Raw genomic sequence first — 14,099 nt, forward strand, 5'->3', positions numbered from 1 at the left:
TTCATCACGACGTGTCAACCACCACTGTCCGGCACCCGGTGATCTCTGAAGACGGACCCTGATTCTGCGGCGCGCCGAACCACTGGGCGGCCGCCTGCTCGAACGTGTCGCGATTCGGGGCGGGCGCGCCCGCCCAGGCCACGACGCCGTCGGGCCGAACCAGCGCGGCCCCCAGCCCGAGGTCGTTGCGCGCCGGGCCGGCCACGTAGCGGATCCGGCCCTCCCACCCCTTGGTCGCGACCTGCAGCGCGCGGTCGGTGCTGAAGTCGAGTACGACTCCCTGCCCGTGGCGCAGCAGTTCGCCCAGACGGGTGCCGTCCTCGAAGCGGAAGTCCGGGGCGCTGCAGCCGACGAAGGGCTGTTCGCTGCCCAGGTCGTAGCGGTTGGACAGCCCCGATGTCTTTCGGTACACGTGGGTCGTTCCGTCGGGGGTGCGCATCAGATCGTGGACGAGTTGACGCAGCGCGGGGGCGTTGGGGCCCGGCTTCATGGTCGCGACCTGCGCGCGGGACCAGTCGAGCACGGCGGCGCCGACGGGGTGCCGCTCGGTGGTGTAGGTGTCGAGCAGGCCCTCGGGCGCCCAGCCGCGTACCGTGGCGGCGAGCTTCCAGCCGAGGTTGACGGCGTCGCCGATGCCGAGGTTGAGGCCCTGGCCGCCCAGGGGCGAGTGGATGTGTGCCGCGTCGCCGGCGAGCAGCACCCGGCCCTCGCGATACGTCGTCGTCTGCATCGCGCGGTCGGTGAAGCTGGAGGCGAGACGGACCTCGCTCAGCGTCACGTCGGTGCCGCTGATGCGGCGCAGAACCGTCTGGAGGTGTTCGCGGGTCAGCGGCTGGGAGCGGTCGAAGGTGCCGCCGTCGAAGTCCATCATCCCCAGGTGCCCTTCGAGGGGTGTACGTAGATACATGCCGTTCGGCGTCAGATTGAACCCGAGCGGCAGCTGGTCGGGGTCGGCGAAGGTGACATCGGCGGCATAGCCGGTGAACAGCGGCTCGGTGCCCACGAATTCGAAGCCGGCGAGCCGGCGTACGGCGCTACGCCCGCCGTCGCAGCCCACCAGCCAGCGCCCCTGGTACTCCTGGCCGCCTGCCGTGACGAGAACGGATGAGACGTCCTGCGCCACGCCCGAGACGGGAGCATTCCGGATGATCTCGACTCCGAGCGCGGTGGCCCGGTCGCACAGTACGGATCCGGCCGCTTCCAGGCTCGTCATGAAACCCTCCGTCGCCGGGCTGGGCAGCCGGGGCGGGAGGGCGGATGTGTCGATACCGGTCGCGGCGAGCGTCATGCCCGCGAAATGGCTCACCTCACGAGGGTCGGGCGCCTCGGCCGCTTCCGGGTCCGTGCCCACCTTCCGCGGGTCGACTCCCGAAGCCCGCGCCATCGCTTCCAGGAGGCCGCGGCGGTAGAACGTCTCGGCCGACCCGGCGTTCAGACCCCGCAGCCCGAGCGGGAGCACCTTCAGGGGCGAGGTGGGTTCCGGGTCCCTCTCCAGCACCAGAACCGAGCAGCCGGACAGGGCCAGTTCGCCGGCCAGGAGCAGACCGACCGGGCCGCCGCCCGCGATCACGACGTCATGCATGCGAGGTGTCCTTTCGAGAAACGAACGATCGGGGTCACCCGGACGGGTCGGCCGGGCCGGCCGGGGCGGCCGGGCCGGCCGGGGCGGCCGGGCCGGCCGGGTCAGCGCAGATGCGTGAGGCCGTCGAGGATGACGGCGATGCCGGTGAGGAACTGCTCGCGGTCGTCGTGCTCTCTCATCTGGCCGGCGATGGCGTGCATGAACGGGTGAACCTCCGGGTCGAGCCCCTGCCATGCCGTCGACGCCGCGTCGAAGAACTCGTCGCGATCCGTGTCAGGGTCAGCCCCTGAGGTGTCCCCCTCGATGCGGGCGTTCTGACTGACGGCTCCGAGGATGTCGTGCACGAGCATCGAGGCCGCGTCGAACCAGGAGGCTCGCGGCACGCCCAGGGCGCCCATCTGCCCGCCGATCCGCTCGAAGATCCCCACCGTCACCGGGCCGACCGGATTCCGGATGATCTGGAGGGTCAGCCGCGTGGCGAGCCACCGGTGTGCGGCGATCGCATCGAACAGCGCCAGCGCGACGACACGGATCTCGTCCCCGGGCGTGGCCGCGGCCCCGGCGGGGCGGGTCGCCAGCGCCGCGCCGATCACGGTTTCCGTCGCCATGTCGAGCAAGTCGTCACGGGTGCCCACGTGGTAGTAGATCGCCCCGGAACCGGTGGACAGCCGTTCGGTGAGCGCCCTGATGGTCAGCGCGCTCTCGCCGCCCGCGTCGAGCATCCCGACCGCAGCGTCGATGATCTGCTCCCGGGAGAGCACCTGGTTGCGCCGCTGTGGTCTGCGTGCTCGCGTCGTCATACCTCGATGACGGCAGTTTTGGTACAGCAATCCAAATTGGTGCACCGTTCCAAATCCCCGATTGCAGCGGTGCTCCAACGCGTTTCGGCCGCCGGCACCGGCCGCAAACCGTGCACGGGCCCGCTGCCGGATCCGGCCACCACCCAGGACCTGGATGACCTTTTTCCTGACGTTCCCGCAGTTCCACCGGCTGCGGGACAGCCTGCGCGAGGCGAACGGGCGGCGGCCCCCACGCCGACCGCCGCCTCACCGTCAACGGCTCCGGCACAGAATGGGGGCGGCCCCGACGTCAGCCGGTCAGGTGACGCTGGATCCAGTCGGCGGCGGCTCTGCGGAAGGCGCGGCGGTTGTCCGCCCGCCGGAAGTCGTGGCCCTCCTCGTGCAGGACGAGCAGTTCCGCCTCGACTCCGCGTTCCCGGGCCGCCCGTACGAACTGCTCGGACTCGCCCGGTGGCACGTTGGTGTCATGCTCGCCATGCACGGCCAGCACCGGCACGCGCAGCGCGTCGATGCGGCTCATCGGCGACAGCGCGTGCAGCAGTTCCCGATCCCGCACCGGATGCCCGTATTTGTGTGCGGCCGACTGCGCCAGCCATGGTTCGGTGCCGGCGAAGAACGTCGCGAAGCTCGACATGCCGCACACCGGGACGCCGGTACGGAACAGCTCCGGATGCCACACGAGGGAGGCCATCGCCAGGTAGCCGCCGTAGGAGTGGCCCATCACGGCCAGCCGGATCGGGTCGGCCAGGCCCTCCACGACGACGTGCGCGGCACAGTCGGCGACATCGTCGATCGCGGCGAACCGGCCCCTGCCCAGATCCGCGTCGACGAAGGAGCGGCCGTGACCGGAGGAGCCCCGCACATCGGGGGCGAAGACGTCCAGTCCCCGGCCCAGCAACTCGTGGTAGAGCGGCTCGAATACGGGACGCTCCTGTTCCTCCGGGCCACCGTGCAGATGCAGGACACAGGGCGCGGGCTCCCTCGGCGAGCGGCCCGGCGCCCGGTAGTACCAGCCGCCCAGACCCAGTCCGTCCCGAGCGCGGGGGCGCATCGGCACCGGCCGCACGGGGCGGTGGACGCCGGGGGCCACGACGTCCTCGTCACGCGAGGACCACGGAGTGCGTAGCGCGGCGCCCTGGGGCAGCCACCACACACCGGGCCGGCGCAGCGATCCCGACAGCGCCACCACGGGCGCGTCCGGGTCCGCGGTGGCGGCCACGCGGGTGACCACCTCGTGCGGGAGCGGCACTGCGCGGGACCGGTCGAGGGCTGTCCCGGGCGCCAGCGGGGTCACCTCCAGCTCGCTGACGCCGCGCACGTTCCAGGACAGCACCGCGCCACAGCCGTCGCGGTCCAAGGTCAGCAACTCCAGCCCGCTGCCGTCGCGTTGGGCTGCCACCGTCAGACCGAGCCGTCCTCCCCACGGGTCGAGGGCGACGGCGTACAGGGCGGCGTGCTCGCGTTCGTGGTCGCTGCGCAGCCACAGTGTGCGGGCGTCCGGCGCGAACGCGCCGATCCACGGGTCGCCGTCGGCGACCGGCACCGCGCAGGTGACCCGCTGGTCCCGGATGCGCACGACCAGGGCCTCCCGCCCGGCCCGCGGCCCTCGGCGCACCAGCGCCAGCCGCCCGTCCCTGCTGACGTCGCACACGCGCAGGGTGGCGGCCTCCTGTTCACTCGCCACCAGTACGGGGGCGGCCGAGCCGTCGGGGTCGACGAGGTACGCCGACAGCGTCCTGGGCCCGGACTCGGCCGCGGCCGCATCGTGGTCCGCGGCGGCGGAGACGGTGCCGACGTGACCGGTCGGCGGCTCGGGGACGGACGGTGCGCCCAGGAGGGTGGCGCGACCGTCCCGCACGGTCCAGCCCTCCGGATGGAGCGTCTCGGCAGCGCCGAGGACGGGCGAGAGGGCGCCCGCGCCGGGACCGACCGCACCGCTCTGCTCGATGCTTGCGGAGCCCGCCTCCGCTCCGGCCGGTGGAAGGCGAGCGGGGGCCTCGGCGACCGTCACGGCGAGCGTGGAACCGTCGCGCGCCCAGCAGCCCAGGTACGCCGAGCTCCCCGGCTCGCCGCCCGCCAGGACCCGCCGGCCCGTGCCGTCGGGGCGCACGCACAGCACACGCGTGTGCCCACTGCCTCCCGGTGCGATCGTGTAGGCGATCCACCGTCCGTCGGGCGACCAGGCGACCTCGGTCACCGGATTCGGTTCCGCGTCCAGCAGGTGCACGTCGTCACGGTCGACCGGCCCCTCCCACAGTTGCGGCACCCCGCCCCGGTCGCAGATGAACGCGACATGCCGCCCGGTCGGATCCACCGAGGGATACCAGCAACCGTGCGAGACGAGGACCCGGGGAACGTCGTCGAGCGACACGGCCGCATCCGGTACGACCAGGGCCTCCGGCGCGGCCTGTGCCTCGGGCCCCGCATGCCCGGAAAGCTCATCGGCGGTCGCCGGGTGCTCCATGCCGGGCCCTGACAGGTCCGCCTGCTCCTCGTGGGCGTGCGGTCGGCCCTGCCGTGGCGACGGGGTCCCTGTCCGGTCCGCCCCTTGCTCCGCCCGCCCCGGACGTCGCGGGTCGGCCTCGGGCACGGGCCGGCCGCTCCACACGGGGGCCGCGGGGGCGGCTTCGTCGTCGGCCCGGTCGCTTCCCACGGAGCCCGCCTCGTCCCCGGGGACCCGTACTCCGGGGGCGGGGTCCGTGGTGTCCGTGCCGCGGGTGCGGCCGCGTCGTGCACGGGCCGCCGTACTCCGGGTCCGGTCGGCTCCTCCGGTTGCCGCCCGGGGCAGGCGCTCGGCATCGGTCGCGCCCTCCGGCAGGCCACGCGCGGAGCGGTCCGCCCTGTCCTCCCGTGCGGCATCCGCCGCGCTCCCGGACTGGTCGGGGGGCGGGCGCCGGGGCGCGTCGCCCGGCGGGCCGGCCCGCACGCCCTCCCCCAGGTCCCCGGCCGGGCGCGGTGGGAAGGAGGGGGCGCCGGTCAGCGGATTCCGTGGGTCTGCAGCCATATTTCCAGCAAGGCGGCCTGCCACAGCGCGTTCGCCCCGCGCTTGGTGCGGTGGACGTCGGGCGCGGCAAGCAGTTCGTCGACGTAGCTTCGGCGGTACAGCCCGCGGGTCCGCGCCTCGGGGGCGCAGAGGGCCTCGCGGACGCGTTGCAGCACCGGCGCGGCCATGTGCTTGATCGCCGGGACGGGGAAGTAGCCCTTGGGCCGGTCGCCGACCTCCCGAGGCAGGATCTGGCGGCTCGCCGCCTTCAGGACGCCCTTCCCGCCGTTCGCCAGCTTGAGTTCGGGTGGGCAGGCCGCGGCCAGCTCGACCAGTTCGTGGTCGAGGAACGGCACGCGCGCCTCCAGACCCCAGTCCATGGTCATGTTGTCGACCCGTTTGACCGGGTCGTCGACCATCATCACGTGTGTGTCCAATCGCAGATCCGCGTCCAGGGCGGTCTCGGCGCCCGGTGCGGCCATGTGCGCCCGCACGAAGTCGCCGGAGACGTCGTGGCCGGGCAGCACCGAGGGGTCCAGCATGCGCGCGAGGTCGGCGTGCGGACGATCGACATACGCCTCCGCGTACGCGTCGGCCGCCCGGTGGCGGGGCACGCGCGCCATCTGGGGGTACCAGTAGTAGCCGGCGAAGACCTCGTCGGCGCCCTGACCGCTCTGCACGACCTTGACCTCCTTGGCCACCTGTTCGGACAGGAGGTGGAAGGCGACCACGTCGTGGCTGGTCATGGGCTCGCTCATGGCCTGGACGGCTCCCTCCAGGGCCTGCGAGAGCCGGTCGGAGGGAACCATCAACTGGTGGTGGTCGGTGCCGAAGCGCCGCGCCACCAGGTCGGAGTAGTGGAACTCGTCGCCCTCCTCCCCTCCCTCGGCCTCGAAGCCGACGCTGAAGGTGGCCAGGTCGCGCTGCCCCTCGTCGGCCAGCAGCGCCACGATGAGACTGGAGTCCAGGCCGCCCGACAGCAGCACGCCCACCGGTACGTCGGCGACCATCCGGCGCCGCACGGCTGTGCGCAGCGCCTCCAGGACCGCTTCCGTCCAGTCCTGCGGGGTCAGGCCTGCGTGCTCGGGGCGGCGCGTGTAGACCGGCTGCCAATAGCAGTGGTCGCGGTACGTGCCGTCCGCCTCGACGACACGCACGGTGGCCGGCGGCAGCTTGCGCACACCGTTGAGTACGGTGCGGGGCGCGGGCACGGTCGCGTGCCAGCTGAAGTAGTGGTGCAGGGCAGCGGGGTCGAGGGAGGTGTCCACCCCGCCGGCCGCCAGCAGCGCGGGCAGCGAGGATGCGAACCGCAGCCGTCCTGGCGATTCCACCAGGTACAGCGGCTTGATGCCCAGCCGGTCGCGGGCCAGGACCACCCTGCCGCTCACCTGCTCGACGATCACGAAGGCGAACATGCCGACGAAGTGGTCGACGCACGAGGCGCCCCACTCCAGGTACGCCTTCAGCACCACCTCGGTGTCGGATTCCGAGAAGAACCGGTGCCCCTGGGAGGCCAGCTCGTGGCGCAGTTCACGGTAGTTGTAGACGCATCCGTTGAACACGCCGACGAGCCGCGCCCCAGGGTCGGCCATCGGCTGCGCGCCGCTGTCCGTCAGGTCGATGATCTTCAGCCGCCGGTGGCCGAGTGCGGCGGGCCCCTGCGACCACAGCCCTCGGCCGTCGGGGCCACGGGGAGCAAGCCGATCGGTCATGCGTTCGACGGCGGCCAGGTCCGGCTGCCCGCCGTCGAACCGGACCTCGCCGCTGAGCCCGCACATCAGGCGGTCACCCCCCGTACGGCAGCCGGATCGGCCGCCGCGGGGTGTCTGCCGTGCGTGACGGACGCGCGGGCAGGCCGGGCGGCCGGGAGCGGGCTGTCGTCGGTGATGGTGGAGGCGGGGACGTGGGACATGGTGCTGACCACTCTCCTGTGGCGGTCGTCAGACACCGGCGGTGCCTGACGAAATGCGGGACAGAGGGACATGGGATCGACCCGTCAGAATCCGGCGCCTCCGGCGACCGGGCTGAGGTGGGGCGCGCCGGCGGGACGGGCCGCCGCGCGTCCGCGTGGACGGCCTGCTCCGCGGGTCTCGGCGATCAGCAGGTCGACACCGGCGAGCAGGTCATCGCGCCCGACCGCCCGCCGCAGCCGGTGCGCGGCGCTGCCGTCGGCCAGGGCCCGGGTGAGCAGTTCGTGCACGTTCTCCCAGTCACCGGATGCCTCCAGCGCGGGGCGCAGCCGGGCCGCCATGTCGCGCAGCACACCGTGGACGGGGGCGGCGCGCCTCGTGACCGGGTCGACCAGCACGCCTTCCAGGCCGGAACGGGCGGCTCGCCAGCTCGCGGCCCGGAGCCACTCGTGGTGGCCGTCGCACCGGCCGGCTTCCCCGCGGGCCAGCCGGTCGCACGCGTCCCGGACCAGCGCCCGGAAGAGTCCCGCGACCAGCACGACCGTCTCCACCCGCGGACAGGCGTCGCAGATCCGCAACTCCAGCGTGCGCAGGTGAGCGGCGGGCCGCACGTCCTGATACGCCATGCCCGCGTCGCTGATGACTCCCGAGCCGATCAGCCCCTCAAGCGCCCGGTCGTACGCGGCGGCGTCGGCGTAGCAGCCGGGTGGCCCGGCGGTGGGCCAGCGCTGCCACAGCATGGTCCGCCAGCTCGCGTAGCCGGTGTCCTCGCCGAGCCAGAACGGCGAGCTGGCGGACAGCGCGAGCAGTGGCGGCAGCCACGGCGAGACGAGGCACATGGCGCGTACGGCGGTGTCCCGGTCGGGTATGTCGACGTGCACCTGCGCGCTGCAGATGAGCTGCTCGTCGGCGACCTTGCGGTACTCGTCGGCCATGTGCCGGTATCGACGCCCGGAAGTGACCTGGCGGGGGTTCAACCGGGCCAGCGGCACGGTGCCGGCGGCCACCGTGACCAGGCCGAGCGAGGTGGCCGAGGCGTCCAGCAAGCGGCGTGACCGGACAAGGTCCGCGAGCAGGGCGTCGAGCGTGTCGTGCACCGCGCTGTTGCTCTCCACGGCCGACCGCTGAAGTTCGGTGGTGAATCCGGGCCTGTGCAGCCGGTCCAGTACGGCGCGGGCGCGTGGCACCAGCCGACCGCTCTCCACGTCGAGCACGTGGAACTCTTCCTCTGCCCCGATGCGCAGCGTCACGTCACGTTCCCCTTGCCTGGGTGATCACTGGGCCTTCGCGTACTCGTCCTGCCGGTGAATGGCGCGGCCCCGAGTACCCAGGCCGTGGCGTTCACAAGCGTCCCGCCGTACTCAGGTCGGGCGATCTCCGACTTGGCGCACAGGGATCGCAGGAGACAGGGGCGCCCGGTCGGCGGCGAGCCGGGGAGCGTGCGGCCGGTGCCGCGGCGCGACGATCAGGGCGTGGAGTTCGCAGGGTGGGTCGGGTCCGCAGCCGCCCGGGCGGGCCTCGGCGGCCCGCCAGGTTTCGGTGTGCCGTCGCGGAAGTGACGCTCCAGGGGTGTCCCGTCGCCGGGACGCCTGGCATCGCGCCAGGTCCAGGGCGTGAGCAGCGTCGATGGTGGGTGTGCGTCGACGGTGGGTGTGCGTCGACGGTGGGTGTGCGTCGACGGTGGGTGTGCGTCGACGGTGGGTGTGCGTCGATGGTGGGTGTGCGGCTGGTCTGCCGGGGTCCAGGGGTCGCGGTGCGGCTCGGGTGCGATCACGTAGGCCCGGTCGGCCTCGCGCAGTGCGAGGTAGCCAGTCGCCGCTGACGCAGTGGGCGCAGTCGGCGACCACCGCCCGGCAGCCGAAGCCCGCCTCCTTCCCGCGGGCCGCGAGGACAGGAAGATGTGCAGCCGCTGCACCGCCGGCATCCCCGCAGCCGCCACCGGTTCGGCCCCTGCCAGGCACGTGATCGTCTTGTTCCGCTCCCGCGGCGCCGGCAACCCGGTCAGGTACTCGCGAAACCCTCGCCGCTGGGCCAGGCTGAAGAAGGGGGCGTCGAACCTCGCCGCGTACTCCTCCAACGGCCCCGGCCCACGCGGACATGGACGGCGAGCGATCATCTTCGGCCCTCGGAAAGCGAGGTGACTCCTCCCACCGGCCCACGACCGAACCCGACCTGCCGTCAACCACACCACCACCGGATTCAACGAACCACCGGTGACTTCGCCGCGTTGGACCGAAGCCGCACATCCCGCGTTCAGTACCAGGGGTGGAGGCCCGCTCACCGCCTCAGCGACCGTCGCGAAGCTCGGTGGTGATCCTGCGGCCACCACAGGTGCCGTCCGGTGCCCGGTCGGGGTCAGGTGGTCGTGGCGGGCGGGGGCTTGACGGCTTCTGGTTCGGGCAGGGCCGGCTCGCGCAGCGCGGTGGAGAGCAGGATCGCGAGGACCGGCACGGCGGCGAGAACCATGAGCGTGCCCCGGGGGCCGTGGTGGGCGGCGACGAGGCCCAGCAGCGGCATGAACAGTCCACCGGCGCTCACGGCGAGACCGAGGGTGACTCCGGCAGCGGTCCCGGGCCTGCCGGGCAGGTAGTCCTGGCCGAGCTTGATGAGCACGGCGAAGGGGATGTTCGAGATCAGACCGACCAGCAACGCCAGGGGCAGCGCGAAATACTTGTCGTCGCACATCAGCATGAGCCACAGGGCGGGCAGCATGGCGGCGTTGCCGATCTGCACCGTGCGGACCATGCCGACGCGGTCGGCCAGTCGGCCGCCGAGCAGGGTGCCGAGCACGCCGCCGCCGAGTTCGAGGGTCAGGGCGATGCCGCCGAGGCCGCTGCTCGCCTCCAGGTGACGGATCCAGTACAGGGAGATGAACGTGTTGAGTCCGGTCGAGATGGTGGAGCGCACGATCTCGACGGCGGTCAGTGCCGCGAACAGCCCGGGCCGGTCCTTCCCCCCGCGCTGCGTCTTCTTGACCGCCGTACCGGCGGTGCGGTGGTGATGACGCAGCAGGAAGAAGCCCATGAGCACGGCCGGCGGGATGAACAGCGCGGTCGCGCTCATCCCGAGGTTGTCCAGGGCGGGCGTGACGAGCGCCGGGGCTGTGAAGAAGCCGACGCTGCCGCCGGCCGCGAAGTAGCTCATCGCGGTGGCACTGCCACCGGCCGCACGGCGCGCGTCACGTCCCGCGGGCGGATGGAACAGGGCGATGCCCACGCCCGCCGTCAGCAGGAGTGCGAACACCAGCGGGTAGGACGGGACGAGCCCCGACAGACCAGCCCCGGTCCCTGCCAGGCCGATGCCCAGGGGTGACATCCACTGCAGCCGGTACCGGTCGGCCAGCAGCCCGATCGGCACCTGCGGCAGGGCACTGCCCAGCGTCGCGGCCAGAGCCAGCCCCGACGCCTGCACATAGCTGAAATCCCGCAGCAGCACGAAGTACGGGACGGCCGCGGGTACCAGGCCCTGGTAGAAGTCGTCGACGGCGTGGGCACTGGCCCAGATCCGCATCCGGCGCCAGTGCCCCTGGGGGCCACCGGCCTCACGAGGAGCGCTTGTTTCCTGGATCGATGTCACCCGTCAACGATGGACAGCAGCACCTCGTGCGCGCTTCCCGTATTCTGCCTGCCCATGTCGCAGATCCGCCACACGCCTGTTGCGGCGACCAGTACCCAGTTCCGCGAGGGCGGCGACACCATCGACCGCCATCGCCACGACGACCACCAGCTCATCTACGTCAGCTCCGGGGTACTCTCGATCACCACGGAACACGGATCCTGGATCGCCTCCAGGGACCGGGCCCTGTGGGTCCCAGCGGACACCTGGCACGAACACCGGTTCTACGGGCAGAGCCGGTTTCACACTGTCGGCTTTCCCGCGCACGGCAGGGCGCCCCTCCTCGACACCGAGCAGCCGACGGTCATCGCGGTGGACGCCCTGGTCCGCGAACTCCTCATCGCCCTGACCGGGACCGCCCTCACACCGGCCGAGACCCGGCGCATCGAAGCAGTACTCCGCGACCGGCTGCGCCGCGTCACAGCTCAGCCCGTCGCCCTGCCGGTTGCCCGGGACCAACGGCTTGCCGACGCCTGCCGCCTCGCCGAAGACGACCTGCGCCGGCCTTGCACCCTTGCGCAGCTCGCCGCCCGGGTCCACACCGGTGAACGCACTCTTTCGCGTCTGTTCCGCGACGAGTTCGGCATGACCTATCCTCAGTGGCGCACTCGGGTTCGCGTCTTCTCCGCGATGGTCATGCTCGCCGAGGGTGCCACCGTCACCGACACCGCCCACGCCTGCGGCTGGGCGACCACCAGCGCGTTCGTCCACACCTTCGCCCAGGCCATGGGCACCACCCCCGGGTCCTACCGTGCGGGCGTACGCGAGTCAGCAGACCGATAGCTCGCGCGGAGCGGGCTACGGACTGCGGACTGCGGACTGCGGGCTGCGGGCTGCGGGCTGCGGGCTGCGGGCTGCGGGCGGACAACGACGCGGTCGAGAACCTCGGCCTCCTCGGCACCGGCCGACGAGGAGGAGCGGACGAACATCGCCTGATCCCGTACGAGGCCGAAGGGGGAGGCCGTTGACGAGGTGTTGACGGCGTCAGCGGGCGGGGGGAAAGGCGTCGAGCCGGCCGGACGCGGCTTCGCGAGGCGGGGGGCGCTTCGTATTGCTAAAGACTGAGGGTTATCGCCGCGGCGATGCCGGCCAGGCCGAGGGCGAAGGCCGCCTCCTTCCAGCCGCCCTTGCCCCAGCGGAAGGGGCGGTCGGCGGCCAGTCGGCCCGGGCCGATGGCGGTTACGGCCAGCGCGACGACGGCGATGCACACGCTGTATTCCACGCCGCCGTTCGTGTCCCACAGACCGTGACCGCCGGTGACCGTGACCATCGCGTTGATCATGACGCCGATCAGGGCGGCGGCCGCCAGCGGTGTCAGCAGGCCCAGAGCCAGACCGAGGCCACCGAGCAACTCGGACATGCCACCGACCACGGCGAAGAGCCGGCCCGGGTGGTAGCCCAGGGCCGCGAACCCCTTGCCGGTCGCCGTCAGCCCCGGGCCCCCGAAGAGCCCGAAGACTTTCTGCGCCCCGTGCCCGGCCATCAGCAGGCCGAAGGTCAGCCGGATGAGCAGCAGCCCGACGTCGGCGGCGGCCGTCATCGGCGCGGCGGTGGGAGCGGACCGGTCCCCCGGTGCCGTGGGCGGGACAGAGGACTTCAGGATGTGTTTGGTCAACATGGCGGTACTCCGGTAGGAACGCCGGAACGGGCGTCTTTCCCCAGCTCGGCCCGGAGGTCGAGCACCGGTTGACGGGTGTGCCCCGCAGGGGACCACGGGCGAGGGCGTGCTCCCCAGGCTTTTCCCCGCGGGCAGGGTCGTGCCTCGGGCCGGTGGCCCGCGGGGGCGGGCGGCCGGTGCCGCGTCAGTGAACCTCGGGCATCTGGTCATCGCGATCGGTGTCGGTCGGGCCCAGCCGGACGCAGCATGCGCCGGGCTCGGAAGCCAGGACGGCCTGGATGCCGCCCACCTCCAGGCCGGTGAGGTAGCCGCTGAGGAAAGCCTGGTTCATGCCGCACACCAGGTCAGGAGCCTTCGCGGCCAGGGGATGGAACGGGCAGTTGCGCAGCCGCAGCCGGGTGGAGGTTTCCCGGACGGGTTCGTAGCCGAACTCCTCCAGCAACCCCTCGCAGGCGGTCAGCCCGCGCTCGGGGCCCAGGCGCCCGGGCCGGGTCGCCTTCCGTGCGGCGGCCCCCATACGCAAACCACGCTGCTCGGCGGTCCGCATGGCCGCGTGTGCGGCGTTCTCGCCGGCTTCCTCGGTCAGGACGGCGTCCAGGAGGAGGTCCGCCAGGAGTTCGTGGCGCCGGTCGGGGATGCTCACGGTGATCTGGGCACCGCTGGGTTCGTACACCTTCGGCCGTCTGCCGGCCTTGCGGATCCCGCCGGGCGTCTCGTAGCGGGCGCGCAGCAGGCCGGCGTCGACGAGTTTGTCGAGGTGGAAGGCGGCCAGCTTGCGGGAGATGCCCACGCTCGCGGCGGCCTCGTCGCGGGTGACGGCGTGGCCGGCACGACGGATGAAGGCGAACATGCGCCGCCGCGAGTCCTCGCTCAGGACACTTACGGAGTCGATGGCGCTGACGACCGCGTCGGCCGACGCTGCCTGATCGGAAGCCACAAGACCACGGTAACCCCCATGCGCGTAGGCACAAGTACTCCCACTGTCCTGATTCCCTGCGCGCCTTTGAGACTTTCGCCGATAACGCCGAGATTTGCTGGTGAAACTGCCGGAGATCGTGGTGACTGATGCAGCACGGCTGCGGGCGAAGCGTCCGGTCAGCGTCCCGCTCGCCTGCCCGTACGGCCGGCCACCCGCTTCCCCTGACCTGGCCACGGTGCCGATCGGCGCCTGGCAGGCCGCGGAGGACCCGGCGAAGACGGTTGCCCGGTAGCAGCACGAGCGGCGCAGGTCCGGCGCGGTGCGCAGCGGGCGCAGCGGCTCGGTCTTCATGGCTGTCTGATCGGCGTCACGTGGGGGCCGGTGCGCGGTGGCGATCCAGTCGCATCCGGCACCACACCGCGGGCGGCTCCGCAGGCCGGCCAGGGCCGCCTTCATCCGGCCCTGGTGGTGGGCATCTGTGTCGCCGTCTTGCTGCCCCCGCCCGGCGGCCGACCTCGTCACCTGCGGGACGAACCCGGTACGAGGCCGACGTGGCCGGCACCCTGTGTGGACGGCCCGGATGCTCCTATGCTTGTCAAGCTGCAGGAGCGAGGTCGGTTTGGGTGATTCGTTCGGTTGGTGTGGCGGTCAGAGCGCGGTAGACCTCGCGGG

At 72.3% G+C, this 14,099-nt stretch carries 11 protein-coding genes; 2 read left to right on the forward strand and 9 right to left on the reverse strand.

All coding sequences use genetic code 11. The features are described 5' to 3' along the window. Positions 1–4 precede the first annotated feature (4 nt). The 7 genes from ACFC02_RS29070 to ACFC02_RS29100 form a co-directional block, all read right to left on the reverse strand. Positions 5–1,582 carry an FAD-dependent monooxygenase gene (locus ACFC02_RS29070; RefSeq protein WP_376363436.1) on the reverse strand — a complete coding sequence of 526 codons (1,578 nt, stop codon included), beginning with the start codon at positions 1,580–1,582 and terminating at the stop codon, positions 5–7. 101 nt (positions 1,583–1,683) lie between these two features. Beyond that, complete coding sequence (locus tag ACFC02_RS29075) at positions 1,684–2,382, reverse strand: TetR/AcrR family transcriptional regulator (RefSeq protein WP_376363439.1); 699 nt, start codon at positions 2,380–2,382, stop codon at positions 1,684–1,686. A gap of 289 nt (positions 2,383–2,671) precedes the next feature. Continuing rightward, positions 2,672–4,846: an alpha/beta fold hydrolase gene (locus ACFC02_RS29080; protein ID WP_376363442.1), complete on the reverse strand. Its 2,175-nt coding sequence runs from the start codon at positions 4,844–4,846 to the stop codon at positions 2,672–2,674. Positions 4,847–5,358: 512 nt separating this feature from the next. Next, entirely contained in the window at positions 5,359–7,143 is a 1,785-nt protein-coding gene (locus ACFC02_RS29085) for an N-acetylglutaminylglutamine amidotransferase (RefSeq protein WP_376363445.1), read from the reverse strand. Continuing rightward, on the reverse strand, positions 7,143–7,277 hold the full coding sequence (locus ACFC02_RS29090; RefSeq protein WP_376363448.1) for a hypothetical protein: 135 nt from the start codon (positions 7,275–7,277) through the stop codon (positions 7,143–7,145). Before ACFC02_RS29090 ends, ACFC02_RS29085 begins: the two co-directional genes overlap by 1 nt. An 84-nt stretch (positions 7,278–7,361) precedes the next feature. Then, positions 7,362–8,525, reverse strand: a complete 1,164-nt coding sequence (locus tag ACFC02_RS29095; protein WP_376363450.1) for a YbdK family carboxylate-amine ligase — start codon at positions 8,523–8,525, stop codon at positions 7,362–7,364. Positions 8,526–9,630: 1,105 nt separating this feature from the next. Further along, complete coding sequence (locus ACFC02_RS29100; RefSeq protein ID WP_376363453.1) at positions 9,631–10,851, reverse strand: MFS transporter; 1,221 nt, start codon at positions 10,849–10,851, stop codon at positions 9,631–9,633. 54 nt (positions 10,852–10,905) lie between these two features. Between ACFC02_RS29100 and ACFC02_RS29105 the strand changes: the two genes are divergently transcribed. Further along, entirely contained in the window at positions 10,906–11,673 is a 768-nt protein-coding gene (locus tag ACFC02_RS29105) for a helix-turn-helix transcriptional regulator (protein WP_376363456.1), read from the forward strand. Positions 11,674–11,944: 271 nt separating this feature from the next. On the opposite strand, the gene ACFC02_RS29110 is transcribed toward ACFC02_RS29105, so the two are convergent. Both ACFC02_RS29110 and ACFC02_RS29115 read right to left on the reverse strand, forming a co-directional pair. Then, complete coding sequence (locus ACFC02_RS29110) at positions 11,945–12,430, reverse strand: DoxX family protein (protein WP_376363467.1); 486 nt, start codon at positions 12,428–12,430, stop codon at positions 11,945–11,947. Positions 12,431–12,692: 262 nt separating this feature from the next. Further along, positions 12,693–13,445, reverse strand: coding sequence for a helix-turn-helix transcriptional regulator (locus tag ACFC02_RS29115; protein ID WP_376363459.1), 753 nt, complete (start codon positions 13,443–13,445; stop codon positions 12,693–12,695). Between the two features lie 121 nt (positions 13,446–13,566). On the opposite strand from ACFC02_RS29115, the gene ACFC02_RS29120 reads away from it, so the two are divergent. Then, positions 13,567–13,719: a hypothetical protein gene (locus ACFC02_RS29120; RefSeq protein ID WP_376363461.1), complete on the forward strand. Its 153-nt coding sequence runs from the start codon at positions 13,567–13,569 to the stop codon at positions 13,717–13,719. Positions 13,720–14,099 lie beyond the last annotated feature (380 nt).

Source organism: Streptomyces sp. NPDC056160 (assembly GCF_042268205.1).
Lineage (GTDB): Bacteria > Actinomycetota > Actinomycetes > Streptomycetales > Streptomycetaceae > Streptomyces.

Bases quoted from the DNA above. Each gene is read 5' to 3' on its own strand.
- ACFC02_RS29070 (WP_376363436.1), bottom strand. From the start codon at position 1,582: ATGCATGACGTCGTGATCGCGGGCGGCGGCCCGGTCGGTCTGCTCCTG.
- ACFC02_RS29075 (WP_376363439.1), bottom strand. From the start codon at position 2,382: ATGACGACGCGAGCACGCAGACCACAGCGGCGCAACCAGGTGCTCTCC.
- ACFC02_RS29080 (WP_376363442.1), bottom strand. From the start codon at position 4,846: ATGGAGCACCCGGCGACCGCCGATGAGCTTTCCGGGCATGCGGGGCCC.
- ACFC02_RS29085 (WP_376363445.1), bottom strand. From the start codon at position 7,143: ATGTGCGGGCTCAGCGGCGAGGTCCGGTTCGACGGCGGGCAGCCGGAC.
- ACFC02_RS29090 (WP_376363448.1), bottom strand. From the start codon at position 7,277: ATGTCCCACGTCCCCGCCTCCACCATCACCGACGACAGCCCGCTCCCG.
- ACFC02_RS29105 (WP_376363456.1), top strand. From the start codon at position 10,906: ATGTCGCAGATCCGCCACACGCCTGTTGCGGCGACCAGTACCCAGTTC.
- ACFC02_RS29110 (WP_376363467.1), bottom strand. From the start codon at position 12,430: ATGACGGCCGCCGCCGACGTCGGGCTGCTGCTCATCCGGCTGACCTTC.